The sequence below is a fragment of the Bacillus sp. CPT56D-587-MTF genome (genome assembly GCF_058792335.1).
Window position 1 is genome coordinate 5,394,950 of sequence record NZ_JBYTEF010000001.1, and the last position, 19,846, is coordinate 5,414,795.

Genomic DNA, 19,846 nt, shown 5'->3' on the forward strand with positions numbered 1-19,846 from the left:
TTCGTTCAGAATGAGAGGGGGATGGAGCCTTTTGACGTAGAGGCGATTTGTGCCTCGTAGGAAAAAGCGAAGCCACCGAACATTCTAACCGCTGGAGCTGGATTCAATAAAAAGCGGAAGCGGCTCTTTCAGGAGAGTCGCGTAAGCTAAACTAATAAAAAATTAAAAGCTAACCTCTCTGATAGAGGTAGCTAATTAAAAGAAAGCTAGGAGGGAACCCGATGAATAAAGGGCGCGTTACGCAAATCATGGGTCCGGTTGTAGACGTTAAGTTTGATGGCGGAAAGCTACCAGAAATCTACAATGCCCTTACGGTAAAACAAAGCAACGAAAACGGAAGCATGAACTTAACATTTGAAGTTGCACTTCATTTAGGTGATGATACAGTTCGTACAGTTGCGATGTCTTCCACAGATGGACTTGTTCGTGGCACAGAAGTAGAAGATACTGGTAAAGCAATCTCTGTACCAGTTGGTGATGCAACACTTGGACGTGTATTCAACGTATTAGGTGATGCAATTGACTTAGATGGTGAACTTCCTGCGGATGTACACCGTGATCCAATTCACCGTCAAGCACCTGCATTCGAAGAATTATCTACTAAAGTAGAAATTCTTGAAACTGGTATTAAAGTAGTAGACTTACTTGCTCCTTACATTAAGGGTGGTAAGATCGGCCTATTCGGTGGTGCCGGCGTAGGTAAAACAGTATTAATTCAGGAGTTAATCAATAACATCGCACAAGAGCACGGTGGTATCTCTGTATTCGCTGGTGTAGGTGAGCGTACTCGTGAGGGTAATGACTTATACCACGAAATGAGCGATTCTGGCGTAATCAAGAAAACTGCGATGGTATTCGGACAAATGAACGAGCCACCTGGAGCACGTCAACGTGTTGCATTAACAGGTTTAACAATGGCTGAGCATTTCCGTGATGAGCAAGGACAAGACGTACTTCTGTTCATCGATAACATCTTCCGTTTCACGCAAGCGGGTTCTGAAGTATCTGCCCTTCTTGGTCGTATGCCATCTGCGGTAGGTTACCAACCAACACTTGCAACAGAAATGGGTCAATTACAAGAGCGTATTACATCTACAAATAAAGGGTCTATCACGTCTATCCAAGCGGTATATGTACCAGCCGATGACTATACTGACCCAGCACCAGCTACAACGTTCGCTCACTTAGATGCAACAACAAACTTAGAGCGTCGTTTAACGCAAATGGGTATTTACCCAGCCGTAGATCCATTAGCATCTACATCTCGTGCACTTTCTCCAGAAATCGTAGGAGAAGAGCATTATGAAGTAGCTCGTCAAGTACAGCAAACTTTACAACGTTATAAAGAGCTTCAAGATATCATCGCTATCTTAGGTATGGATGAGTTATCTGAAGAAGATAAGTTAGTTGTACATCGTGCTCGTCGTATTCAATTCTTCTTATCTCAAAACTTCCACGTAGCTGAGCAGTTTACAGGTCAAAAAGGTTCTTACGTACCTGTAAAAAATACAGTTAGTGGTTTCAAAGAAATTCTAGAAGGAAAATATGATGACCTTCCAGAAGATGCATTCCGCTTAGTAGGTGGCATTGAAGAAGTTATTGAAAACGCGAAGAAAATGATGGCGTAAGGCCTTAGGAGGGACGAAGTATGAAGACATTTCCAGTCAGTATTGTAACTCCTGATGGACCGGTTTACGAAAAAGAAGTAGAAATGGTAAGTGTAAAAGCAGAGAGTGGGGAAATGGGGATCTTACCAGGTCACATTCCAACTGTTGCACCATTAAAAATTAGTGCAGTTCGTCTGAAAAATGGTGGACACACTGATTATGTAGCAGTAAGCGGTGGCTTTATCGAAGTTCGTCCAGATAAAGTGACTGTATTATCATCATCTGCTGAAGAAGCAAACCATATCGATATCCATCGTGCAAATGAAGCGAAGCGTCGCGCTGAGCAACGTCTGCAAGATAAACAAGCACATGTTGACTTTAAACGTGCAGAAATGGCATTACAACGTGCTGTGAACCGTTTGAACGTTTCCGATATGAAGTAAAAAAATCCGTAAGGGCTTTGCCTTTACGGATTTTTTTTTGTGTATTTTATGGATAATTTTACAAAACTGGTATAATTATATTGATGCTTGTATAAGTAGAAGTGTACAACAATTTATATTTCATAAAGGGGATGAATCAATGATTGGTGAAATGAAGCGAGAAGCATTGTACTCTTTAAAGGGAAAATGGGGACTAGGTGTTGGATCAACAATTTTATATTTTATTTTAAGTTATGTTGTTTCGCTGGCTGCAATGCTTATACTATTAATTCCAGGAATTATTATATTTCTCTCAGTTGTAAGCTTAACTGGATCATTTGAAGAGGAAACGATGTCAATTGGAGCAGGTATTACCTTTGGAATTTTTTATTGCATTATGATAATTTTGAGTAACGCATCGTATGGGATTACGTCATATGGTTATACAAATGTATTTTTACAGATTAGTAAACGAGAAGATGCTAAAGTAGATTACTTATTCGAAGGATTTCGTGGCTTTAAAAGAATGATGAAAACAATGTGGGCAATGCTTGCGATTTTGTTATATACAGGTACATGGATTCCGATGCTGTTAATAGGCTTATTTGCATTGTTAGGTGAAGAAGGGAATACGTCATTTGCAATAGCTTTCTTCGTACTATTAGCAATTTCAATTGTTGGTATGATTGTGATGTATTTTTCTTATGCACTGACGTACTATGTGATGATTGAAAATCCAGAATATAGTGTTTCGCAGGCGATGAAGGAAAGTAAGAATCTTATGAAGGGTCATAAGTTAGATTTGTTTCTTTTATGGCTGAGCTTCATAGGATGGGCTATTTTAGCGCTGCTTACTTTTGGAATAGGATTTCTTTGGCTTAGTCCGTATATGAGTACGACGACAGCACACTTTTATCGCTACATTTCAAAAGGTGAATTTCAATAGGAACATGCTATACTAATAGAATTATTGTGTATAGGAGGCGAGGCTACGCATGATTAGTGATTTAAAAGGAGAAGCACTAGATTCATTAGAAGGGAAATGGGGATTAGCTGTTGGAGCTACACTACTTATTTCAATTCTTATCACGGCTTTTAGTTTTAGTGTTGATTGGGGATTTTCTTTAATTTTCGGTTGGCAAAAAACAAATGGTTCACTTTCAACGAATATTCTTTCATTTTTTGTAACTGGACCGTTAACTTTAGGTGGATATTACCTTGGTTTAAATATCCTTCGTGAAAAGCAAGCTAGTATTGGTAATGTATTCATTTGGTTTTCAGAGGGAAAGAGATTTCTAAAATCATTTTTATTATATTTATTAGTAAATCTTTATCTTTTCTTATGGACGTTATTGTTCATTATTCCAGGTATTATTAAATCATTTTCTTATGCGATGACATACTTTATTATAAACGATCATCCTGAGTATTCACTGAACCAAGCTATTACAGAAAGTCGTCGTATGATGGATGGACATAAGATGGAGTATTTCATTTTATGTTTAAGTTTTATTGGCTGGTTTATATTAAGTTGTATTACGTTAGGGATTGGATTCTTATGGTTAATTCCATATTTCTATACGACATCTGCAGCTTTTTACGAAGAGATTGCAGAAGAATATTATGAGAAAAAAATTTAGCACTATAAAACCCCCAGTATGAATTATTTGTTCATACTGGGGTTTTTTTGTAGAAATTTTATAAATTGATTACTAGTAAGTGGTTTACTGAAATAGTAACCTTGCATATATTTACAGTTATGTTTTTGCAGAAACTTAAGCTGTTTTTCGGTTTCAATTCCTTCGGCAACGACTGAAAGATTTAAAGTATTTGCGAGGGAAAGTATTGTAGAAACGATGGCTCGTTCTTCAGGACGATGATCAGCTAATTGTGTAAATTCTCTCGGTACTTTTAATGTGTCGATTGGAAAAATTGATAAATAAGCAAGAGAAGAATACCCAGTACCGAAGTCATCAATGGAAGTTTGGATACCGTACTCTTTTAATTGCTTCAGTCTCAATAACGTTTCTTTCTCGTCAATCATTGCAATTCTTTCTGTTAACTCAAGGGTTACATATTTTGGGTCGACTTGCACGTCGTTTAATATTTGTGAAATGTTTTCGATTAATTGATCTTGCCGGAATTCTTTTGCGGATAAATTAACACTTATTTTTAAATTTTGGTAGCCAAAGGTATGCCATATTTTTAATTGGAGACAAGCTTCTTGTAATACCCAATGTCCAAGTGGGACTACTTGTGGCGTCTCTTCTACAATTGGAATAAACTCACATGGTGAAATGTCACCTAATAGCGGGTGTTTCCATCGTATTAAAGCTTCAGCACCGATAATTTTATTTGTTGTCGTATCAATTTGTGGTTGATAAACGAGATAAAATTCTTTGTTTACTAAAGCGATTGGCAAATCTTTTTCAATTCGAGCTTTTCGTTCCATTTTTTTATATAGTTCTTTCGTGTAAAGAGAGCTACCGTTTTTTCCTTTATTCTTTGCTTCGTACATGGCCATATCAGCATGCTGCAAAATGGATAGCGCATCTTCACCTGCTTCAGGATATATTGCAATTCCGATGCTCGGTGAGATTTGTAAATGTTGATTTTCGATTTCAAATGGCTCATTCATGGCCGCTACAATCCTATCAGCTATTTTTTGGACATCTGGCTTTTTTTTGTAATTCTCGATAAGGATTGTGAACTCATCCCCAGCTAGCCGCGCGAGTTTCATATTTGATGTTGCTATTCTTTCGAGCCTTTTTGCTACTGCGATGAGCAATAGGTCTCCTACTCGATGACCGAGGGTATCATTAATAACTTTAAAACGGTCTAGGTCGAGAAACATAACAGCAAAAGGCTTTTTCGATATTTTTGCTCGCGCAATTGCCTGTTCTAAATGTTGATGAAATGCACGACGATTTGCAAGCTCTGTTAAAGTATCATGGTATGCTAGGAAGTTGATTTGTTCTTGTTGTTGTTTGCTTTCCGTAATATCTTTAATCATTAAATAAACCCCAGAAATTTTCTCCTTTAAAAAGATCGGTCCGGCGGTAACGTGCAAGTAGTAAATATCTCTGTTTTTATGGTAAGCCCGTATTTCTAAAGAAATCGAATATCCCTTTTTCACGCGATGAAAGGCGTTAATCATTTCTTCTAAATCTTCTTCGTATATGAGTGAATAGTAAGGCTGGTTTAATAATTCATTCGTTTGATAACCGAGTAAAGTAGTACCAGCGTTATTTACTTTGAGAAAATTACCGTACAAATCTAATGTGAAAATTGGATCTGGATGATGCTCGTATAAAGATTTAAACATTTGTTGATTATGATAGAGTTCATTTTTCTGTTCTACTAAATCTTCTGTACGTAGTTTAATTTGTTTCTCGAGTTCTGAGTTGAATTGCATTTGAGCGATCAATAATATTTTATTTTGTTTTCGAACTAAACTATGACGTATGAGAACGAAAGAAAAAGTTATTATAAGTCCGATTACTATAATAGGCGCAAAAACGTATTCAACTAATATAAAAACAATAAGCATTACTACAGAAATATACGGTAATGATAATCGGATTGATTCGCCAATCTTAGGTGTTAGTAGTACTTGTTCTTGTTTTTCAGGCTTTTTTGTATGGAGAATACAGGCGATTGCTACTAGTACTAAGGTTACTTGATAGAAAGGAGTAACTGTAAACATAGAATACTCTGGTATGAAGTATTTTATATAAGCATAAATCGCATCTGTAGTAGCATATAAAATTAAAGCACTGCCAAGAAGTGCACCGACCTTTTTAGGTAATAAGGATAGTGGTTTGAATAAAAGGTTGATTCCTATTAAGAGAAAGAGTAAATCAGCCATTGGATAGGTAAGTTGAACAAATATGTCGATATAGGATGTTGTAAAGATATGAATAGTTCGTTCAATAAGTAAGTAGTAACTTAAAGTAAATTGGGCTGTAACGATAATACAAATATCACATAGCATAAAAAGTTTTTCTAATAAATCTCGGTTATAAATGATTTCGTATAGAAAGGCAAACGTAAAGCTAACTAAAAAAAGTAAGTAAAAAAAGTCAGATGGATCAACGAACGTATAGAAGTCCTTTACAATTAAACGCTGATAGGCAACGACTATATCACCGATAAAATAAGAGAGAGCTCCAACAGATAATATGATCCAAAATAAACGAGATAGCCCTTCTTTCATGTTTGAAAAATAAAGTATATAACTACAAGCGATAATATCAATTAATAGGGTGCTCGTTCCGATTAATAGCTGAAAAGGAAATGAGTATTCATATACAAAAGGCATTGCTACATAGTGAAGCGTTATAGACAGCAATACAATGCTTATAAGAATACTTACATGTGTTTGTTTTTTCATTTATATCACCTACGGTTTCTTGAAAAGCATATATAAGTTTTATATTTATTTTGCACAATTATAGCAAGTTGTAAAGATAGATTTTAATAATTCTTGTTTCTGTCTCCCAACATATCGACATAGGAATTTGAAGTTTGCTATAATGATTAGAATAGTTGCATTATTTAGAAAAATTTAAAAATAATAATTACTGCAACTAGGACATATTGTTTACTATGTGAACTTGTTCTTAATTTAGGGGGGAGGGTTTCACAATGGCAAGTGTATATGAAAATAGTTATATGATCGTTTTGATTTTCTTGCTATTAGGTATATTGCTGCCGGTAGTGGCTCTTACATTAGGAAGGATGCTGCGCCCAAATAAACCAAGTGCAGCAAAGGCGACGACGTATGAGAGTGGAATTGAGCCTTTTCATGATGCAAATATTCGGTTTCATGCTCGTTATTATATTTTCGCTTTATTGTTTGTGATCTTTGATGTAGAAACTTTATTTTTATATCCTTGGGCTGTTGCGTATGACAAGCTAGGTTTATTTGCATTAATTGAAATGCTCATCTTTGTTGTAATGTTGCTAGTTGGATTAGCGTATGCTTGGAAAAAGAAGGTGTTACAATGGTTATAAATTTTGAGGAATTACATCCAAATGAGCGAGCAGAATTAGAACGAAATATCTTTTTTTCTACATTGGAACAGTTGAAAGGATGGGCGAGGAGCAACTCTTTATGGCCGATGACATTCGGACTGGCATGCTGTGCAATTGAAATGATGGGGGTAGGCTCATCACATTACGATTTAGATCGATTTGGGTCATTTTTTCGAACTTCACCAAGGCAATCGGACGTCATGATTGTATCGGGAACAGTAACGAAGAAGATGGCTCCTATTGTTCGGCGTTTATATGATCAAATGCCCGAACCGAAATGGGTTATTGCGATGGGATCTTGTGCGACAGCAGGTGGTCCGTATGTAAATTCATATGCTGTTGTGAAAGGTGTAGACCAAATCGTACCAGTTGATGTGTATATTCCTGGTTGTCCCCCAAATCCAGCTGCTTTAATCTATGGAATTAATAAATTAAAAGAGAAAATTCGTTACGAGGCAAAGACCGGAAAGCAGGTGACGAATAAATGAGTAATCCAAATAAAGATTTAGAGGATCTAAAAAAAGAAGCAGCTAGGCGTGCGAAAGAAGAAGCGAGAAAACGCCTTGTAGCGAAACACGAGGCGGAAATAAGTGAACTTGAGGAGGAAGATCAAGAAAAAGAGAAAGCGCTACCAAAAAATGATGATATTACTATAGAAGAAGCAAAACGACGTGCAGCAGCAGCCGCAAAAGCAAAAGCGGCAGCATTAGCAAAACAGAAAAGAGAAGGGACAGAAGAAGTAACGGAAGAAGAAAAAGCGAAAGCGAAGGCGAAGGCAGCAGCAACTGCAAAGGCAAAAGCGGCAGCGTTAGCGAAGCAGAAAAGAGAAGGAACAGAAGAAGTAACGGAAGAAGAAAAAGCGAAGGCGAAGGCGGTGGCGGCGGCCAAGGCAAAAGCGGCGGCGTTAGCGAAACAGAAAAGAGAAGGGACAGAAGAAGTAACGGAAGAAGAAAAAGCGAAAGCCAAGGCGAAGGCGGCAGCAGCTGCAAAAGCAAAAGCGGCAGCGTTAGCGAAACAGAAAAGAGAAGGGACAGAAGAAGTAACGGAAGAAGAAAAAGCGAAAGCCAAGGCGAAGGCGGCAGCAGCCGCAAAAGCAAAAGCGGCGGCATTAGCGAAGCAGAAAAGAGAAGGAACCGAAGAAGTAACGGAAGAAGAAAAAGCGAAAGCCAAGGCAAAAGCGGTGGCGGCGGCAAAGGCGAAAGCGGCAGCATTGGCGAAGCAGAAAGCCTCGCAAGGTGATGGGGATTCGGGAGATGAAAAGGCAAAGGCAATTGCAGCGGCAAAAGCGAAAGCAGCAGCGGCTGCAAGAGCGAAGACAAAGGGAGCTGAAGGTAAGAAAGAGGATGAGCCGAAGCAGGAAGAACCGTCCGTAAATCAGCCGTATTTAAATCAGTATGTTGAGGCTATTAGGGAGAAGTTAGGAGAGGGTGCATTAGTAGATTCCTACATTAATAAACTGTCAAAGGATGTGCCAACTCTTGTGGTGGATCCCGAAAAGTATTATGAAGTGATGGAGTCATTGCGATTCCATGAGGGACTTGCTTTTGATTATATGTCAGAGCTACATGCGACGGATTTTGTGACACATATGGAAGTGTATGTTCATTTGTTTTCATATGGCAAGAAACAATCGGTAGCGGTGAAGGTAAAGCTAGACCGGGAAGCGCCGCAAGTCGAGTCTGTGACAGCGCTTTGGAAAGGGGCTGACTGGCCGGAGAGAGAAGCATACGATTTGCTCGGTATTGTATTTAAAGGGCATCCGAATTTAACGCGTATTTTAATGCCAGATGATTGGGTAGGATATCCGCTTAGAAAAGACTATGAACCGTATGATGTGGAGGTGTAGCTATGATCCGCACGGAAGAGATGCTTTTGAATGTAGGACCTCAGCATCCGAGTACACATGGTGTGTTCAGGCTCGTAATTAAGATTGACGGGGAAATTATTAAAGAAGCTACACCTGTTATTGGATATTTGCATCGCGGGACCGAAAAGATCGCTGAGAGCTTACAGTATACGCAAATTATCCCTTATACAGATCGAATGGACTATTTATCAGCCATGACGAATAATTACGTCATTTGCCATGCTGTGGAGACGATGATGGGGCTTGAAATTCCGGAGCGTGCCGAATACTTGCGAGTACTTGCGATGGAGTTAGGAAGAATTGCGAGTCATCTCGTTTGGTGGGGGACGAATCTTCTTGATATAGGAGCGGTCAGCCCGTTTTTGTACGCGTTTCGTGAACGAGAGATGATTATAAATTTATTAAATGAATTATGCGGGGCACGGCTTACTTTTAACTATATGAGAGTTGGTGGTGTGAAGTGGGATGCGCCAGATGGTTGGATTGAAAAGGTGGAAGAGTTTGTTCCGTATATGAGGGAGCAATTAGCAGGTTATCATGATCTTGTTAGCGGTAATGAGATTTTCTTAAATCGTGTGAAAGGCGTTGGTATATATAGCGCGGAAGAAGCAATCTCGTATTCTTTAAGCGGAGCAAATTTGCGGTGCACTGGAGTAAACTGGGATCTTCGCAAAGATGAGCCGTATTCGATTTATGATCGTTTTGATTTTGATATTCCTGTTGGAAGCGTGGGAGATGCTTGGGATCGCTACGTTTGCCGAATGCAAGAAATCGAGGAGTCTTTAAAGATTGTTGAGCAAGCGGTTCAGCAGTTCCCGAAAGATGGAGCTGTGCTGGCAAAAGTACCGAAAATTATTAAGGCACCTAAGGGAGAAGCATTTGTACGTATCGAATCGCCGCGCGGAGAGATTGGTTGTTATATCGCAAGTGACGGAAAGAAAGAGCCGTACCGTTTGAAGTTTCGTAGGCCATCTTTTTATAACTTGCAAATTTTACCGAAGTTATTGAAAGGTGAAAACATCGCTAATTTAATTACGATTTTAGGTGGAGTTGATATTGTACTTGGGGAGGTTGATGGCTAATGATTGAGGCGCTCTTACAATCACCTTCAAGCTGGACGAATTTCTTCATTTTTTTCGGATTAGCGGTGCTTCTACTATTTGCAGTCCTTGGCTTCGTTACATATGGAATTTTGGCAGAACGGAAAGTGATGGGGTTTATGCAAGGGCGGATTGGACCAAACCAGGTTGGAGGCCGATTCGGTTTACTGCAAACGGTAGCTGATGTTTTAAAACTATTATTGAAAGAAGATAGTATTCCGAAAGCAGCAGATAAACCGCTGTTTATATTAGCGCCTGTCATTGCATTTGCACCAGCATTTATGGTGCTTGCGGTTATCCCGTTCACTGATAAATTTCAATTTGCAGATATTGGAGTCGGGCTACTTTATTATATTGCTGTTTCCGGTATTACGACGATAGGTGTTGTAACTGGGGGATGGGCATCGAATAATAAATATTCCCTTTTAGGAGGGATGCGTGCGGCGGCGCAAATGATTTCTTATGAGATTCCGCTCGTAATGAGTGTAATTGGTATCGTTTTGCTAGCTGGTAGCCTGAATTTAAATGAGATTGTAGCGGCGCAGGAGAAAGTCTGGTACATTTTCGTACAGCCAATTGGATTCGTCGTTTTCTTAATCGCAGCAGTTGCAGAGTTAAATAGGACGCCATTCGATTTGCCGGAAGCGGAGTCAGAACTTGTTTCTGGATATCATACGGAATACTCAGGTTTTCGCTGGGCGTTTTTCATGCTTTCAGAGTACGTATATTTCTTCGGGATGGCATCGTTAATTACAGTGCTCTTTTTAGGCGGATGGAATCCAGTCATGTTTCTTGGATTTATCCCAGGTGCCGTATGGTTTGCTTTGAAATTTAGCAGTGTAGTCTTTCTATTAATTTGGTTCCGCGTTACGTTCCCGCGTATAAGAGGTGACCAGTTAATGGAGTTTGGATGGAAAGTATTATTGCCGATTGCACTTGCAAATATTTTCTTAACGGCATTGATTAAGGAGTTATTCTTCTAATCTATGAGGGGGGTGCCCGTAAGAGATGAAAGGACTATTTAAAGGGTTAAAATATACATTAAGTAATTTGAGCAAGAAGAAGGTAACGTATGATTATCCAAATCAACCGTTGCCGTTGCCAGACCGTTTTCGGGGGATTCAAAAATTTTATCCGGAGAAATGTATTGTTTGTAATCAGTGCTCTAACATTTGTCCGACAGACTGTATTCAGTTAACAGGAAAGAAACATCCGGATCCTACGAAAAAAGGAAAAATTATCGACACGTATGATATTAATTTTGAAATTTGTATTCTTTGTGATTTATGTACAGAAGTTTGTCCGACAGAGGCAATTGTCATGACAAATAACTTTGAACTCGCGGAATATTCACGTGATGACTTATTTAAAAATTTGCAGTGGCTTGACGAAAACGACGAAAACGTCAGGAAGGAGAATAAGGCATGAATGGCGAGTTTGTAGCATTCTTTATACTATCCTTGTCTGCAATTATCGGCGGTGTTCTTATGTTGAACTTAACGAAAGTTATGCACATGATGCTAGCTCTCGTTCTGACATTTCTCAGCATTGCAGGTTTGTATTTTCTTTTGTCAGCCGAATTTATAGGCGTTGCACAAATTTTACTTTACTCTGGTGCAATCACAATTATTATGATTTTCGGCATTATGTTAACGAAACATAACGCGGAAAATGAATCGCGTCTTACTCTTCGAAAATGGATTATCTTCTTTGCAGTTGTAGCATTTGGAGCGGTTATGTATTTCGCTGTTAATAATGTTGATTTTGCAAATGAAAGCACACAAGGAAGTTTACCTCTCCATGAAAACAACACACTTCAAATCGGTACGCTTCTCTATTCAAAATATATTATTCCATTTGAACTAACTTCAGTTATTTTACTTGTAGCACTCGTTGGCGCAATTATACTTGCGAAAAAGGACGAGAAAGAGGAGGATTCCAATGAGTAGCGTTCCAGCTTCTGCATATTTAACACTTGCGATTATTTTGTTTTGCATCGGTCTATTTGGAGCTTTAACAAAGCGGAATACAGTAATCGTATTAGTTTGTATCGAATTAATGCTGAATGCTGCCAATTTAAACTTAGTGGCGTTTAGTAAATTAGGCTTATTTCCGAATTTAACAGGTCAAATTTTCTCACTGTTTACGATGGCTGTAGCGGCAGCGGAAGCGGCGGTAGGACTCGCTATTTTAATTGCTTTATATCGTAATCGTACGACAGTTCAGGTGGATGAAATGGATACGCTCAAAGGATAACATTGTGACCGAAAAAGGGGGAAGGAAACAATGATCGATTATGCATGGCTCATACCGCTTTTCCCACTCGTTTCGTTTTTGTTACTTATTATATTCGGGAAGAAAATTAGAGAAAGAAGCAGCGTACTTAGTATTTTTTTCGTCTTTCTCTCCTTTATACTTGCGGTACTTGTGTTAATAGAAAGGTTTTCAGAAGCAAGCGTGAAGCATAAGTGGGTGTGGCTTAGAGCTGGAGATGTGGATATATCATTCGGCTTTGAAGTGACTGCATTAGGAGCTTTAATGTTATTTATCGTGACGCTTGTGAGTCTACTTGTACATGTGTATTCGAAAGGTTATATGAAAGGTGATGAACGATTACCGACCTTTTACGCATATTTAGGACTCTTTACATTTGCGATGTTAGGGCTTGTTATATCAACGAATTTATTACAACTTTATATATTTTGGGAATTAGTTGGCCTTGGCTCATTTTTACTTATCGGTTTTTATTTCTTTAAAGAAGAAGCGAAGGCTGCTGCAAAAAAGGCTTTTATTATGACCCGTATTGGGGATGTTGGTTTATTTATCGGGATGATTTTAATTTTTTGGTACGCAGGTAGTTTTGAATATGACGCAATATTTAGGGCGATTTATACAGGGGATCTACCTCCTTACATGATTACAATAACAGCGATATTAATTTTTATCGGGGCGATGGGGAAATCAGGTCAGTTCCCGCTTCATACGTGGTTGCCAGATGCAATGGAGGGGCCAACACCCGTTTCGGCACTTATTCACGCGGCGACGATGGTCGCAGCTGGCGTATATTTAGTAGCGACGATGTTCCCTCTATTTTCAGCAAGTACAGTGGCGATGCAGACAGTGGCAATCGTTGGAGCTTTCACTGCAATCTTTGCGGCCTCTATCGGTCTTGTGCAAACAGATATAAAGAGGGTGCTTGCTTATTCTACAGTTAGCCAGCTCGGGTATATGATGCTCGCGTTAGGTTCTGCCGGTTATGTAGCTGGTATATTTCATTTAACGACACATGCTTTTTTTAAAGCACTACTATTTTTGGCGGCAGGAAGTGTAATTCATGCTGTGCATACGCAAAACATTAATAAAATGGGCGGTTTACAGAAGAAGATGAAAGTAACTGGTACGCTATTTTTAATAGGTACCCTTGCCATTAGCGGTGTTCCGCTGCTTTCCGGTTTTTTCAGCAAAGATGAAATTTTAGCGGCGACGTGGATGAATGGCAATTACGTTTTATTTACTTTAGCAGTAATTGCGGCATTTTTAACAGCGTTTTATATGTTCCGCCTTTACTTTCTTGTCTTTACTGGAGAAACGAAGACGAAGGAAGAAGTGCATGAATCGCCTCGCGTTATGACGTATCCAATGATTGTTCTCGGCGTTCTCGCAGTAGTGGCAGGATATATAAATACACCATGGTTTGGGACGTTTCTCGGAGATTGGTTGACGAAAGATGTAGGGTTTAAGGTTGAAGAAACGCATGGACCAGTTTGGATTATGATTGTTGCGACACTCGTTTCATTTGCGGGAATCGCTCTTGCATATTTCATATATAGGAAGAAATCAATTTCTAGGAATTGGGCTGGGGGTACGGAAACATCGCTTTATAATCTTTTGAAAGAAAAATATTATGTGGATGAACTATACAACATGACGGTGATCCCTATTACGAAAGGAATCGCTCATGTGCTTCACTTATTTGAAGTGTATGTAGTCGAAGGAATTGCAGTTTTAATTGCAAGTGTAGTGAAAGGCACAAGTAACCTTGGATCGAAACTTCAAAACGGGAATGTACAAGTGTACGGTACTGTAACGGCGGTTTCGCTCGCTGTACTCGTCATTATTTTGCTCTATACGGGAGGGGATTTACGATGAATGATTTGTTGTTAACGTTCTTCATTTTTTCCCCGCTTTTAGGAATTTTATTGCTTGTATTAACACCGAAAAAGGAATTGCGTACAGTGCGAGCGCTTGGCTTATTTGGGACGGCACTTCCATTTGGAATCGCTATCGTCCTCGCTTGTACATATGCTTCTGGAAAGAATTTGTCACTATTCGATGAAAAGATGAAGTGGATTAAGTTCGGCGATTTTACAGCGGTAGATAAAAGGTGGTTTTCTATTTATTACGAGCTCGGTATTGATGGTTTGTCGCTTGTCATGATGGTACTGACGGCTCTTCTAGCAACGCTTGCAGCAATTGCAGCCTTTTCTATTAAAAGAAATTTAAAAGCATTTTATATGCTGTTACTCATGCTAGAAATAGGAATGCTCGGCGTCTTTGCTGCTCAAAACTTAATGTTGTTTTTTATCTTCTTTGAAATTACGTTGCCACCAATGTTCTTATTAATTGGAAAGTGGGGAAAATTGTCGAGTGAAAAGGCTGCGTATAGTTATTTAATATATAACGGTATTGGCTCAGCTATTTTGCTCATTGTTTTCTCAATTTTGTTCGCGAAAACAGGTACAACAAATATTGTGGAGCTGAAAGAGATATTAAGAAGCGTAAACGCAGAGGGAGCACTCGTCATCCCAAGTAGTTTGCAGCTTAGTGTATTTATTGCCATAATGATTGCTTTTGCAATTAAACTACCTGTTTTTCCGTTGCACCGCTGGATGGTCAATGTACACATAGAAGCGCATCCAGCTGTAGTTATGCTTCATGCGGGTGTTTTGCTGAAGATTGGAGCGTACGGTATTATTCGCTTCGGGAAAGGGCTATTCCCGGAATATTTTCACGATGTTGCAACACTAATTGCGATATTAGGCGTAATTAATTTATTATACGGTGCCTTTTTAGCGCTCATCCAAACAGACTTTAGGAAAGTACTGGCTTACTCTAGTATTTCGCATATGGGAATTGTGTTAATGGGACTTGCGTCACTTAATGCACCTGGTACACAAGGAGCGTTATTTCAGGTTGTATCGCACGGTTTAATTGCAGCCTTGCTGTTTTTCTTACTCGGTGTTATAGAACAACGTTTCGGAACATCAGACATTACAGCGCTTGGTGGACTCGCAAAAAGTGTCCCAGTACTTAGCGGCTTCTTCTTAGCAGGAGGAATGGCATCGCTTGGATTACCAGGGATGTCTGGGTTTGTTAGTGAATTTCTTGCCTTTCTCGGTTTATTTCAAGGAGAGCCCGTCATTGCTGCAGTCGGTGTGATTGGCATCATTTTAACCGCTGTATATGTATTAAGGGCGACACTTCAAGTGACATTTGGAAAGAAAGAGTGGGAAGCAAAATCTGATATACACGGATGGGAGTATGTCCCTGTTTTACTACTTATCTTTTGTATTATTGCAATTGGAGTTATGCCAGAAATACTAGGGGATCCGCTTCAAAATACATTGAAAACATTGGGGGTGAAGTAGGATGGATATGAATACGTTATTTAGCTTATCGTGGCATCTAATGGTGCCAGAATTTATTATTCTCGGCGCCACCATCCTCCTTTCCATATGTGATTTGTTTTTTAAGCTGAACCATAGATATGTAGCTCTTGGTGCGATTGCTGCCATCGTATTAGCAATCGTGTCATTAATTACTCTATATAGCGAACCGGCAGGAGATATTTTAAATGGATCGTTTGTGTTAGATGGATTTTCAAAAGGGTTTAAACCGTTGCTATTAGGTGCCTCAGCTCTCATTTTATGCACCGCAATGAGCGATGATAAGAAGAATCCAATTGAAGATAAAGGTGAATATTATTACTTATTTTTAATGGCACTTCTTGGCGCGATGTTCATGGCTTCTAGTGTTGATTTTATTACCCTTTTCGTTGGTTTGGAGTTACTTTCACTTTCTTCCTATATCTTAGTAGGAATACGAAAAAAGAGCCGTGCATCAAATGAAGCGGCAATGAAATACGTCATTAGCGGAGGAATTGGAACGGCGATTACGCTCTTCGGAATGAGTTATTTATACGGTATTACAGGTTCAACTAACATTGTAGATATGCAAAAGGTACTCACTGGGGAACTCGCTAGTGGTATTCAGTTATTGTTAGCTCTCGCATTTCTTTTATTGCTAGTTGGTCTCTCATTTAAAATTGCCACAGTGCCGTTTCATATGTGGGCACCTGATGTGTATGAAGGAGCAGCTACACCAGTTACTGCTTTTCTTGGAACGATTTCTAAAATTGCCGGGTTCCTACTCATTATTCGTTTGTTCCTTATGATCTTTGCAAGTGTATTAATACAAGGAGATATGCAATCTTTATATGGGCATATGAGTATATATATTGCGGTGCTAGCAAGTATTACGATGATTGTTGGGAATGTAGTAGCGTTAAAACAATACAATATAAAGCGTTTATTTGCTTATTCGGGCATTGCTCATGCAGGGTATTTACTCGTTCCACTTGTGGCATTATCACCATTTACGATGGATAGCATGTGGTTTTATATGCTGGCATACATGCTTATGAATATAGGCGCATTTGCCATTATCCACGGCTTAATCTTACAAAATAATGAGGAAAATATAACAATTTTCACAGGTTTATATAGAAGGTCGCCATTTACAGCGATAATGATGACAATTTTTATTTTATCGTTGGCTGGGATACCAGGAACGGCTGGCTTCATTGGAAAGATTAATATCTTTTTAGGCGCACTTCATGTAGAGCCAGCACATTACGTACTAGCTTCGATTATGATGGGTACGACAGTTGTTTCATTCGTATATTATTTCCGTATTTTACAACAAATGTTTTTCCGCACCGGAGAGACAGAAGAGAGAATACGGTTACCGTTAAATATAAAGGTTGTTATGAGTCTTTGTGCAATTTCGATTGTAATACTAGGGATTATGCCGATGATTGGGTACAATTTCTTTTATGAATATTTTCCATTAATGAAAGATTTCTTCTTCTTAGGGAACGTGGTACAATAGTGAAAATAAAAGGTGTGGAGTCAGTACTCTGCGCTTTTTATTTTGTGTTAACTTGTAATGTAGATATACGTTTTTGGAAAGAAAATCACGATGTAAAATGTAAGATGTCTATGTGCATTTGAAAAAGTGTAGCTCCTACTTATTATGGTATCGTTTTTATATTCTTTCATAAGTAGTAGCTGAGTAAAAAGGGGTCGATTTTTTGGCACAACTTTTAGGGCAACAAGCACTGATTGCCATTGTTTCGCATTTATTGTTTATTACCATTACGTGGTGGGCCTTACAAGGCATTCACATTGAGCGTTTAATGAAGTCCGGAAAAGTGCTGCAGACGCGAGTATTACTCATCTTAATTACAATTGCAATTGGGACATCTGTAAGTAACTTTTTCCTTGATTATTTAGGCTATTCGAAGAGTTTAACGTATTTAGTAAAGTAAGTGTATAGAACCTCAAATCTCCGTTAACAATGGGGATAGGAGGGGATGAAATTGAAGCTTAAAGCCATTCTTATTGTTGCACTTAGTGTTGTTTTATTTTTGGTTGGATATAGAGAGATGAAACCGATAAGCGATGAAAAGAAAATGGAGAGCATGATCAAGGCCTTAGAGAAAAATGATGCTAAAGTAGAAAAATGGTCATGGTTAGCGAGAGAAACAAAAACAATTTCTAACATACATACGTTTCAAAAGTTGTTAAACGATGTGAAGGAAAAGGCAAATATTCAAAAGTGGGAAGTAGAGCAATCTCCAGATGGATATAAAGCTACATCCTATAAAAAGCTTTCTTCTTATGAAGAACGAGTAGTAGTAACTTGGAGTAAAGAAAATACTAAAGAAAACACTTTCATTATCTTTGAAGTAAGTGGGGCGAAATGGGACCCGAAGTATGTTCAAAACATGAATAAAATTTTTAGTGAAAAACCTATAATTTACACTTGTGTTCAAGGTGTACTGAATGATAAGATTGAAGGTGTTTTGCAAAATAAAACCAATCAGGTTTTGAAAGATCTTTCAGCAAGAGCGATCGAACAAGTAGAAGAAAGAGCATTTGTGTCAGTCTCCGCATACAATAAAAAGTGGGATGACGCTCTTTCAACAAATAGAGAGAAAATAAATGTGCAAATAGCAATACGTTCTACAGACAACAAAGATACAATTGTGGTTGGCACACCGATCATAACTTCTGAGTATTGAGTGAATAGATACTGAAAAAAGGACACGGAGGGGAATAATTTGGAAAAGATCATCGTCCGTGGCGGAAAGCGGTTAAACGGCACAGTGCGTGTTGAGGGCGCAAAAAATGCTGTATTACCTATAATCGCTGCAGCCCTATTAGCGAGTGATGGAAAGAATGTACTATCTGAAGTACCAGTTTTGTCTGATGTATACACAATTAATGAGGTATTACGTCATTTAAATGCTGAAGTCGTATTTGAAAATAATCAAGTAACAATCGATTCTTCTAAAGAACTAAACATTGAAGCACCATTTGAATATGTACGTAAAATGCGTGCATCTGTTCAAGTAATGGGACCATTATTAGCACGTAACGGTCGTGCTCGTATTGCACTTCCTGGTGGATGTGCAATTGGTTCACGTCCAATTGACCAACATTTAAAAGGCTTCGAAGCAATGGGAGCAAAAGTACAGGTTGGTAACGGTTTTGTTGAGGCATATGTTGAGGGAGAACTAAAAGGAGCTAAAATCTACTTAGACTTCCCAAGCGTAGGCGCGACAGAAAACATTATGTCTGCAGCTACATTAGCAAAAGGGACAACAATTCTTGAAAACGCAGCGAAAGAACCAGAAATCGTTGACTTAGCTAACTTCTTAAATGCGATGGGAGCGAAAGTACGCGGAGCTGGAACTGGAACGATTCGTATTGAAGGCGTTGATAAATTATATGGTGCAAACCACTCTATTATTCCTGACCGTATTGAAGCGGGAACATTCATGGTTGCAGCAGCAATTACTGGTGGAGACATCTTAATTGAAAATGCTGTACCTGAACATTTACGCTCAATTACAGCGAAAATGGAAGAAATGGGTGTTAAAATTATTGAGGAAAACGAAGGTGTACGTGTTATCGGCCCAGATAAGTTAAAAGCGGTTGATATTAAAACTATGCCTCACCCAGGTTTCCCAACAGACATGCAATCACAAATGATGGCATTATTACTACAAGCTGATGGAACAAGCATGATTACAGAAACGGTATTCGAAAACCGCTTTATGCACGTTGAAGAATTCCGTCGTATGAATGCTGATATTAAAATTGAAGGTCGTTCTGTTATTATGAACGGTCCAAACAGCTTACAAGGTGCTGAAGTAGCAGCAACTGACTTACGTGCTGCAGCTGCATTAATCTTAGCTGGTTTAGTATCAGAAGGTTATACTCGTGTAACTGAGTTAAAACATCTTGACCGTGGCTATGTAAACTTCCATAAGAAATTAGCTGCATTAGGTGCAACTATTGAACGTGTAAACGAAAAAGTAGAAGAAGTGAAAGAACAAGAAGTTTCTGATCTTCACGCTTAATTAAAATAGTCTCTATGTCTTTTGACATAGGGGCTATTTTTTTTGGTTATTACTGTTATAGTCAATAAATTCTATACTTATGCACGTACCAGTAAAAATATTTA

19 protein-coding genes are annotated in these 19,846 nt (G+C 38.7%); 18 read left to right on the forward strand and 1 reads right to left on the reverse strand.

Translation table 11 applies throughout. The annotated features are described in order from the left end of the window. Positions 1-221: 221 nt before the first annotated feature. The 4 genes from atpD (at position 222) to AC3WVZ_RS27990 (ending at position 3,669) form a co-directional block, all read left to right on the forward strand. Complete coding sequence (gene atpD, locus AC3WVZ_RS27975; RefSeq protein WP_001032595.1) at positions 222-1,628, forward strand: F0F1 ATP synthase subunit beta; 1,407 nt, start codon at positions 222-224, stop codon at positions 1,626-1,628. Between the two features lie 20 nt (positions 1,629-1,648). Further along, entirely contained in the window at positions 1,649-2,050 is a 402-nt protein-coding gene (gene atpC / locus AC3WVZ_RS27980) for a F0F1 ATP synthase subunit epsilon (RefSeq protein ID WP_000847211.1), read from the forward strand. A 139-nt stretch (positions 2,051-2,189) separates the two neighbouring features. After that, a complete protein-coding gene (locus AC3WVZ_RS27985) occupies positions 2,190-2,975 on the forward strand; it encodes a DUF975 family protein (RefSeq protein WP_000578820.1) in 786 nt (261 codons plus the stop codon). 49 nt (positions 2,976-3,024) lie between these two features. Then, positions 3,025-3,669, forward strand: coding sequence for a DUF975 family protein (locus AC3WVZ_RS27990; protein WP_000622462.1), 645 nt, complete (start codon positions 3,025-3,027; stop codon positions 3,667-3,669). Between the two features lie 23 nt (positions 3,670-3,692). Here AC3WVZ_RS27990 and AC3WVZ_RS27995 read toward each other — a convergent pair whose 3' ends face one another. Then, positions 3,693-6,422, reverse strand: a complete 2,730-nt coding sequence (locus AC3WVZ_RS27995; protein ID WP_233935718.1) for an EAL domain-containing protein — start codon at positions 6,420-6,422, stop codon at positions 3,693-3,695. Positions 6,423-6,676: 254 nt separating this feature from the next. Between AC3WVZ_RS27995 and nuoA the strand changes: the two genes are divergently transcribed. The 14 genes from nuoA (at position 6,677) to murA (ending at position 19,742) form a co-directional block, all read left to right on the forward strand. Further along, the gene (gene nuoA, locus AC3WVZ_RS28000; protein ID WP_000179273.1) at positions 6,677-7,045 is read left to right on the forward strand and encodes an NADH-quinone oxidoreductase subunit NuoA; all 369 of its coding nucleotides are present in this window, start codon (positions 6,677-6,679) and stop codon (positions 7,043-7,045) included. Continuing rightward, positions 7,036-7,554, forward strand: a complete 519-nt coding sequence (gene nuoB, locus AC3WVZ_RS28005; RefSeq protein ID WP_000236331.1) for an NADH-quinone oxidoreductase subunit NuoB — start codon at positions 7,036-7,038, stop codon at positions 7,552-7,554. The genes nuoA and nuoB overlap by 10 nt, the downstream gene beginning before the upstream one ends. After that, positions 7,551-8,912, forward strand: a complete 1,362-nt coding sequence (locus tag AC3WVZ_RS28010; RefSeq protein ID WP_233935719.1) for an NADH-quinone oxidoreductase subunit C — start codon at positions 7,551-7,553, stop codon at positions 8,910-8,912. Before nuoB ends, AC3WVZ_RS28010 begins: the two co-directional genes overlap by 4 nt. Before the next feature lie 2 nt (positions 8,913-8,914). Further along, a complete protein-coding gene (gene nuoD / locus AC3WVZ_RS28015; protein ID WP_000621434.1) occupies positions 8,915-10,015 on the forward strand; it encodes an NADH-quinone oxidoreductase subunit NuoD in 1,101 nt (366 codons plus the stop codon). Continuing rightward, a complete protein-coding gene (nuoH, locus tag AC3WVZ_RS28020) occupies positions 10,015-11,016 on the forward strand; it encodes an NADH-quinone oxidoreductase subunit NuoH (protein ID WP_000568570.1) in 1,002 nt (333 codons plus the stop codon). The genes nuoD and nuoH overlap by 1 nt, the downstream gene beginning before the upstream one ends. 25 nt (positions 11,017-11,041) lie before the next feature. Then, positions 11,042-11,461 (forward strand): NADH-quinone oxidoreductase subunit NuoI, encoded by a 420-nt coding sequence (nuoI, locus tag AC3WVZ_RS28025; protein WP_000677191.1) that lies wholly within the window; start codon positions 11,042-11,044, stop codon positions 11,459-11,461. Beyond that, positions 11,458-11,982, forward strand: a complete 525-nt coding sequence (locus tag AC3WVZ_RS28030; protein WP_001012812.1) for an NADH-quinone oxidoreductase subunit J — start codon at positions 11,458-11,460, stop codon at positions 11,980-11,982. The genes nuoI and AC3WVZ_RS28030 overlap by 4 nt, the downstream gene beginning before the upstream one ends. Then, positions 11,975-12,289 (forward strand): NADH-quinone oxidoreductase subunit NuoK, encoded by a 315-nt coding sequence (nuoK, locus tag AC3WVZ_RS28035; RefSeq protein ID WP_000100079.1) that lies wholly within the window; start codon positions 11,975-11,977, stop codon positions 12,287-12,289. The genes AC3WVZ_RS28030 and nuoK overlap by 8 nt, the downstream gene beginning before the upstream one ends. A 30-nt stretch (positions 12,290-12,319) precedes the next feature. Further along, positions 12,320-14,182, forward strand: a complete 1,863-nt coding sequence (gene nuoL / locus AC3WVZ_RS28040) for an NADH-quinone oxidoreductase subunit L (RefSeq protein WP_233935720.1) — start codon at positions 12,320-12,322, stop codon at positions 14,180-14,182. Next, the gene (locus AC3WVZ_RS28045) at positions 14,179-15,681 is read left to right on the forward strand and encodes an NADH-quinone oxidoreductase subunit M (RefSeq protein ID WP_000998925.1); all 1,503 of its coding nucleotides are present in this window, start codon (positions 14,179-14,181) and stop codon (positions 15,679-15,681) included. Before nuoL ends, AC3WVZ_RS28045 begins: the two co-directional genes overlap by 4 nt. 7 nt (positions 15,682-15,688) lie before the next feature. Beyond that, positions 15,689-17,203: an NADH-quinone oxidoreductase subunit NuoN gene (gene nuoN, locus AC3WVZ_RS28050; protein WP_345743023.1), complete on the forward strand. Its 1,515-nt coding sequence runs from the start codon at positions 15,689-15,691 to the stop codon at positions 17,201-17,203. 202 nt (positions 17,204-17,405) lie between these two features. Further along, the gene (locus AC3WVZ_RS28055; RefSeq protein WP_000057889.1) at positions 17,406-17,642 is read left to right on the forward strand and encodes a DUF1146 family protein; all 237 of its coding nucleotides are present in this window, start codon (positions 17,406-17,408) and stop codon (positions 17,640-17,642) included. A gap of 51 nt (positions 17,643-17,693) precedes the next feature. Continuing rightward, positions 17,694-18,398, forward strand: coding sequence for a YwmB family TATA-box binding protein (locus AC3WVZ_RS28060; RefSeq protein WP_025688661.1), 705 nt, complete (start codon positions 17,694-17,696; stop codon positions 18,396-18,398). 39 nt (positions 18,399-18,437) lie between these two features. After that, positions 18,438-19,742 (forward strand): UDP-N-acetylglucosamine 1-carboxyvinyltransferase, encoded by a 1,305-nt coding sequence (murA, locus tag AC3WVZ_RS28065; RefSeq protein WP_000411274.1) that lies wholly within the window; start codon positions 18,438-18,440, stop codon positions 19,740-19,742. Positions 19,743-19,846: the final 104 nt, after the last annotated feature.

What these genes read in the sequence shown, in the direction of transcription:
- nuoI (WP_000677191.1), top strand. Translation starts at nt 11,042, where the DNA reads ATGAAAGGACTATTTAAAGGGTTAAAATATACATTAAGTAATTTGAGC.
- AC3WVZ_RS28045 (WP_000998925.1), top strand. Translation starts at nt 14,179, where the DNA reads ATGAATGATTTGTTGTTAACGTTCTTCATTTTTTCCCCGCTTTTAGGA.
- atpD (WP_001032595.1), top strand. Translation starts at nt 222, where the DNA reads ATGAATAAAGGGCGCGTTACGCAAATCATGGGTCCGGTTGTAGACGTT.
- nuoL (WP_233935720.1), top strand. Translation starts at nt 12,320, where the DNA reads ATGATCGATTATGCATGGCTCATACCGCTTTTCCCACTCGTTTCGTTT.
- nuoA (WP_000179273.1), top strand. Translation starts at nt 6,677, where the DNA reads ATGGCAAGTGTATATGAAAATAGTTATATGATCGTTTTGATTTTCTTG.
- atpC (WP_000847211.1), top strand. Translation starts at nt 1,649, where the DNA reads ATGAAGACATTTCCAGTCAGTATTGTAACTCCTGATGGACCGGTTTAC.
- nuoK (WP_000100079.1), top strand. Translation starts at nt 11,975, where the DNA reads ATGAGTAGCGTTCCAGCTTCTGCATATTTAACACTTGCGATTATTTTG.
- AC3WVZ_RS28010 (WP_233935719.1), top strand. Translation starts at nt 7,551, where the DNA reads ATGAGTAATCCAAATAAAGATTTAGAGGATCTAAAAAAAGAAGCAGCT.
- AC3WVZ_RS27985 (WP_000578820.1), top strand. Translation starts at nt 2,190, where the DNA reads ATGATTGGTGAAATGAAGCGAGAAGCATTGTACTCTTTAAAGGGAAAA.
- nuoN (WP_345743023.1), top strand. Translation starts at nt 15,689, where the DNA reads ATGAATACGTTATTTAGCTTATCGTGGCATCTAATGGTGCCAGAATTT.
- nuoH (WP_000568570.1), top strand. Translation starts at nt 10,015, where the DNA reads ATGATTGAGGCGCTCTTACAATCACCTTCAAGCTGGACGAATTTCTTC.
- nuoB (WP_000236331.1), top strand. Translation starts at nt 7,036, where the DNA reads ATGGTTATAAATTTTGAGGAATTACATCCAAATGAGCGAGCAGAATTA.
- nuoD (WP_000621434.1), top strand. Translation starts at nt 8,915, where the DNA reads ATGATCCGCACGGAAGAGATGCTTTTGAATGTAGGACCTCAGCATCCG.
- AC3WVZ_RS28030 (WP_001012812.1), top strand. Translation starts at nt 11,458, where the DNA reads ATGAATGGCGAGTTTGTAGCATTCTTTATACTATCCTTGTCTGCAATT.
- AC3WVZ_RS27990 (WP_000622462.1), top strand. Translation starts at nt 3,025, where the DNA reads ATGATTAGTGATTTAAAAGGAGAAGCACTAGATTCATTAGAAGGGAAA.
- AC3WVZ_RS27995 (WP_233935718.1), bottom strand. Translation starts at nt 6,422, where the DNA reads ATGAAAAAACAAACACATGTAAGTATTCTTATAAGCATTGTATTGCTG.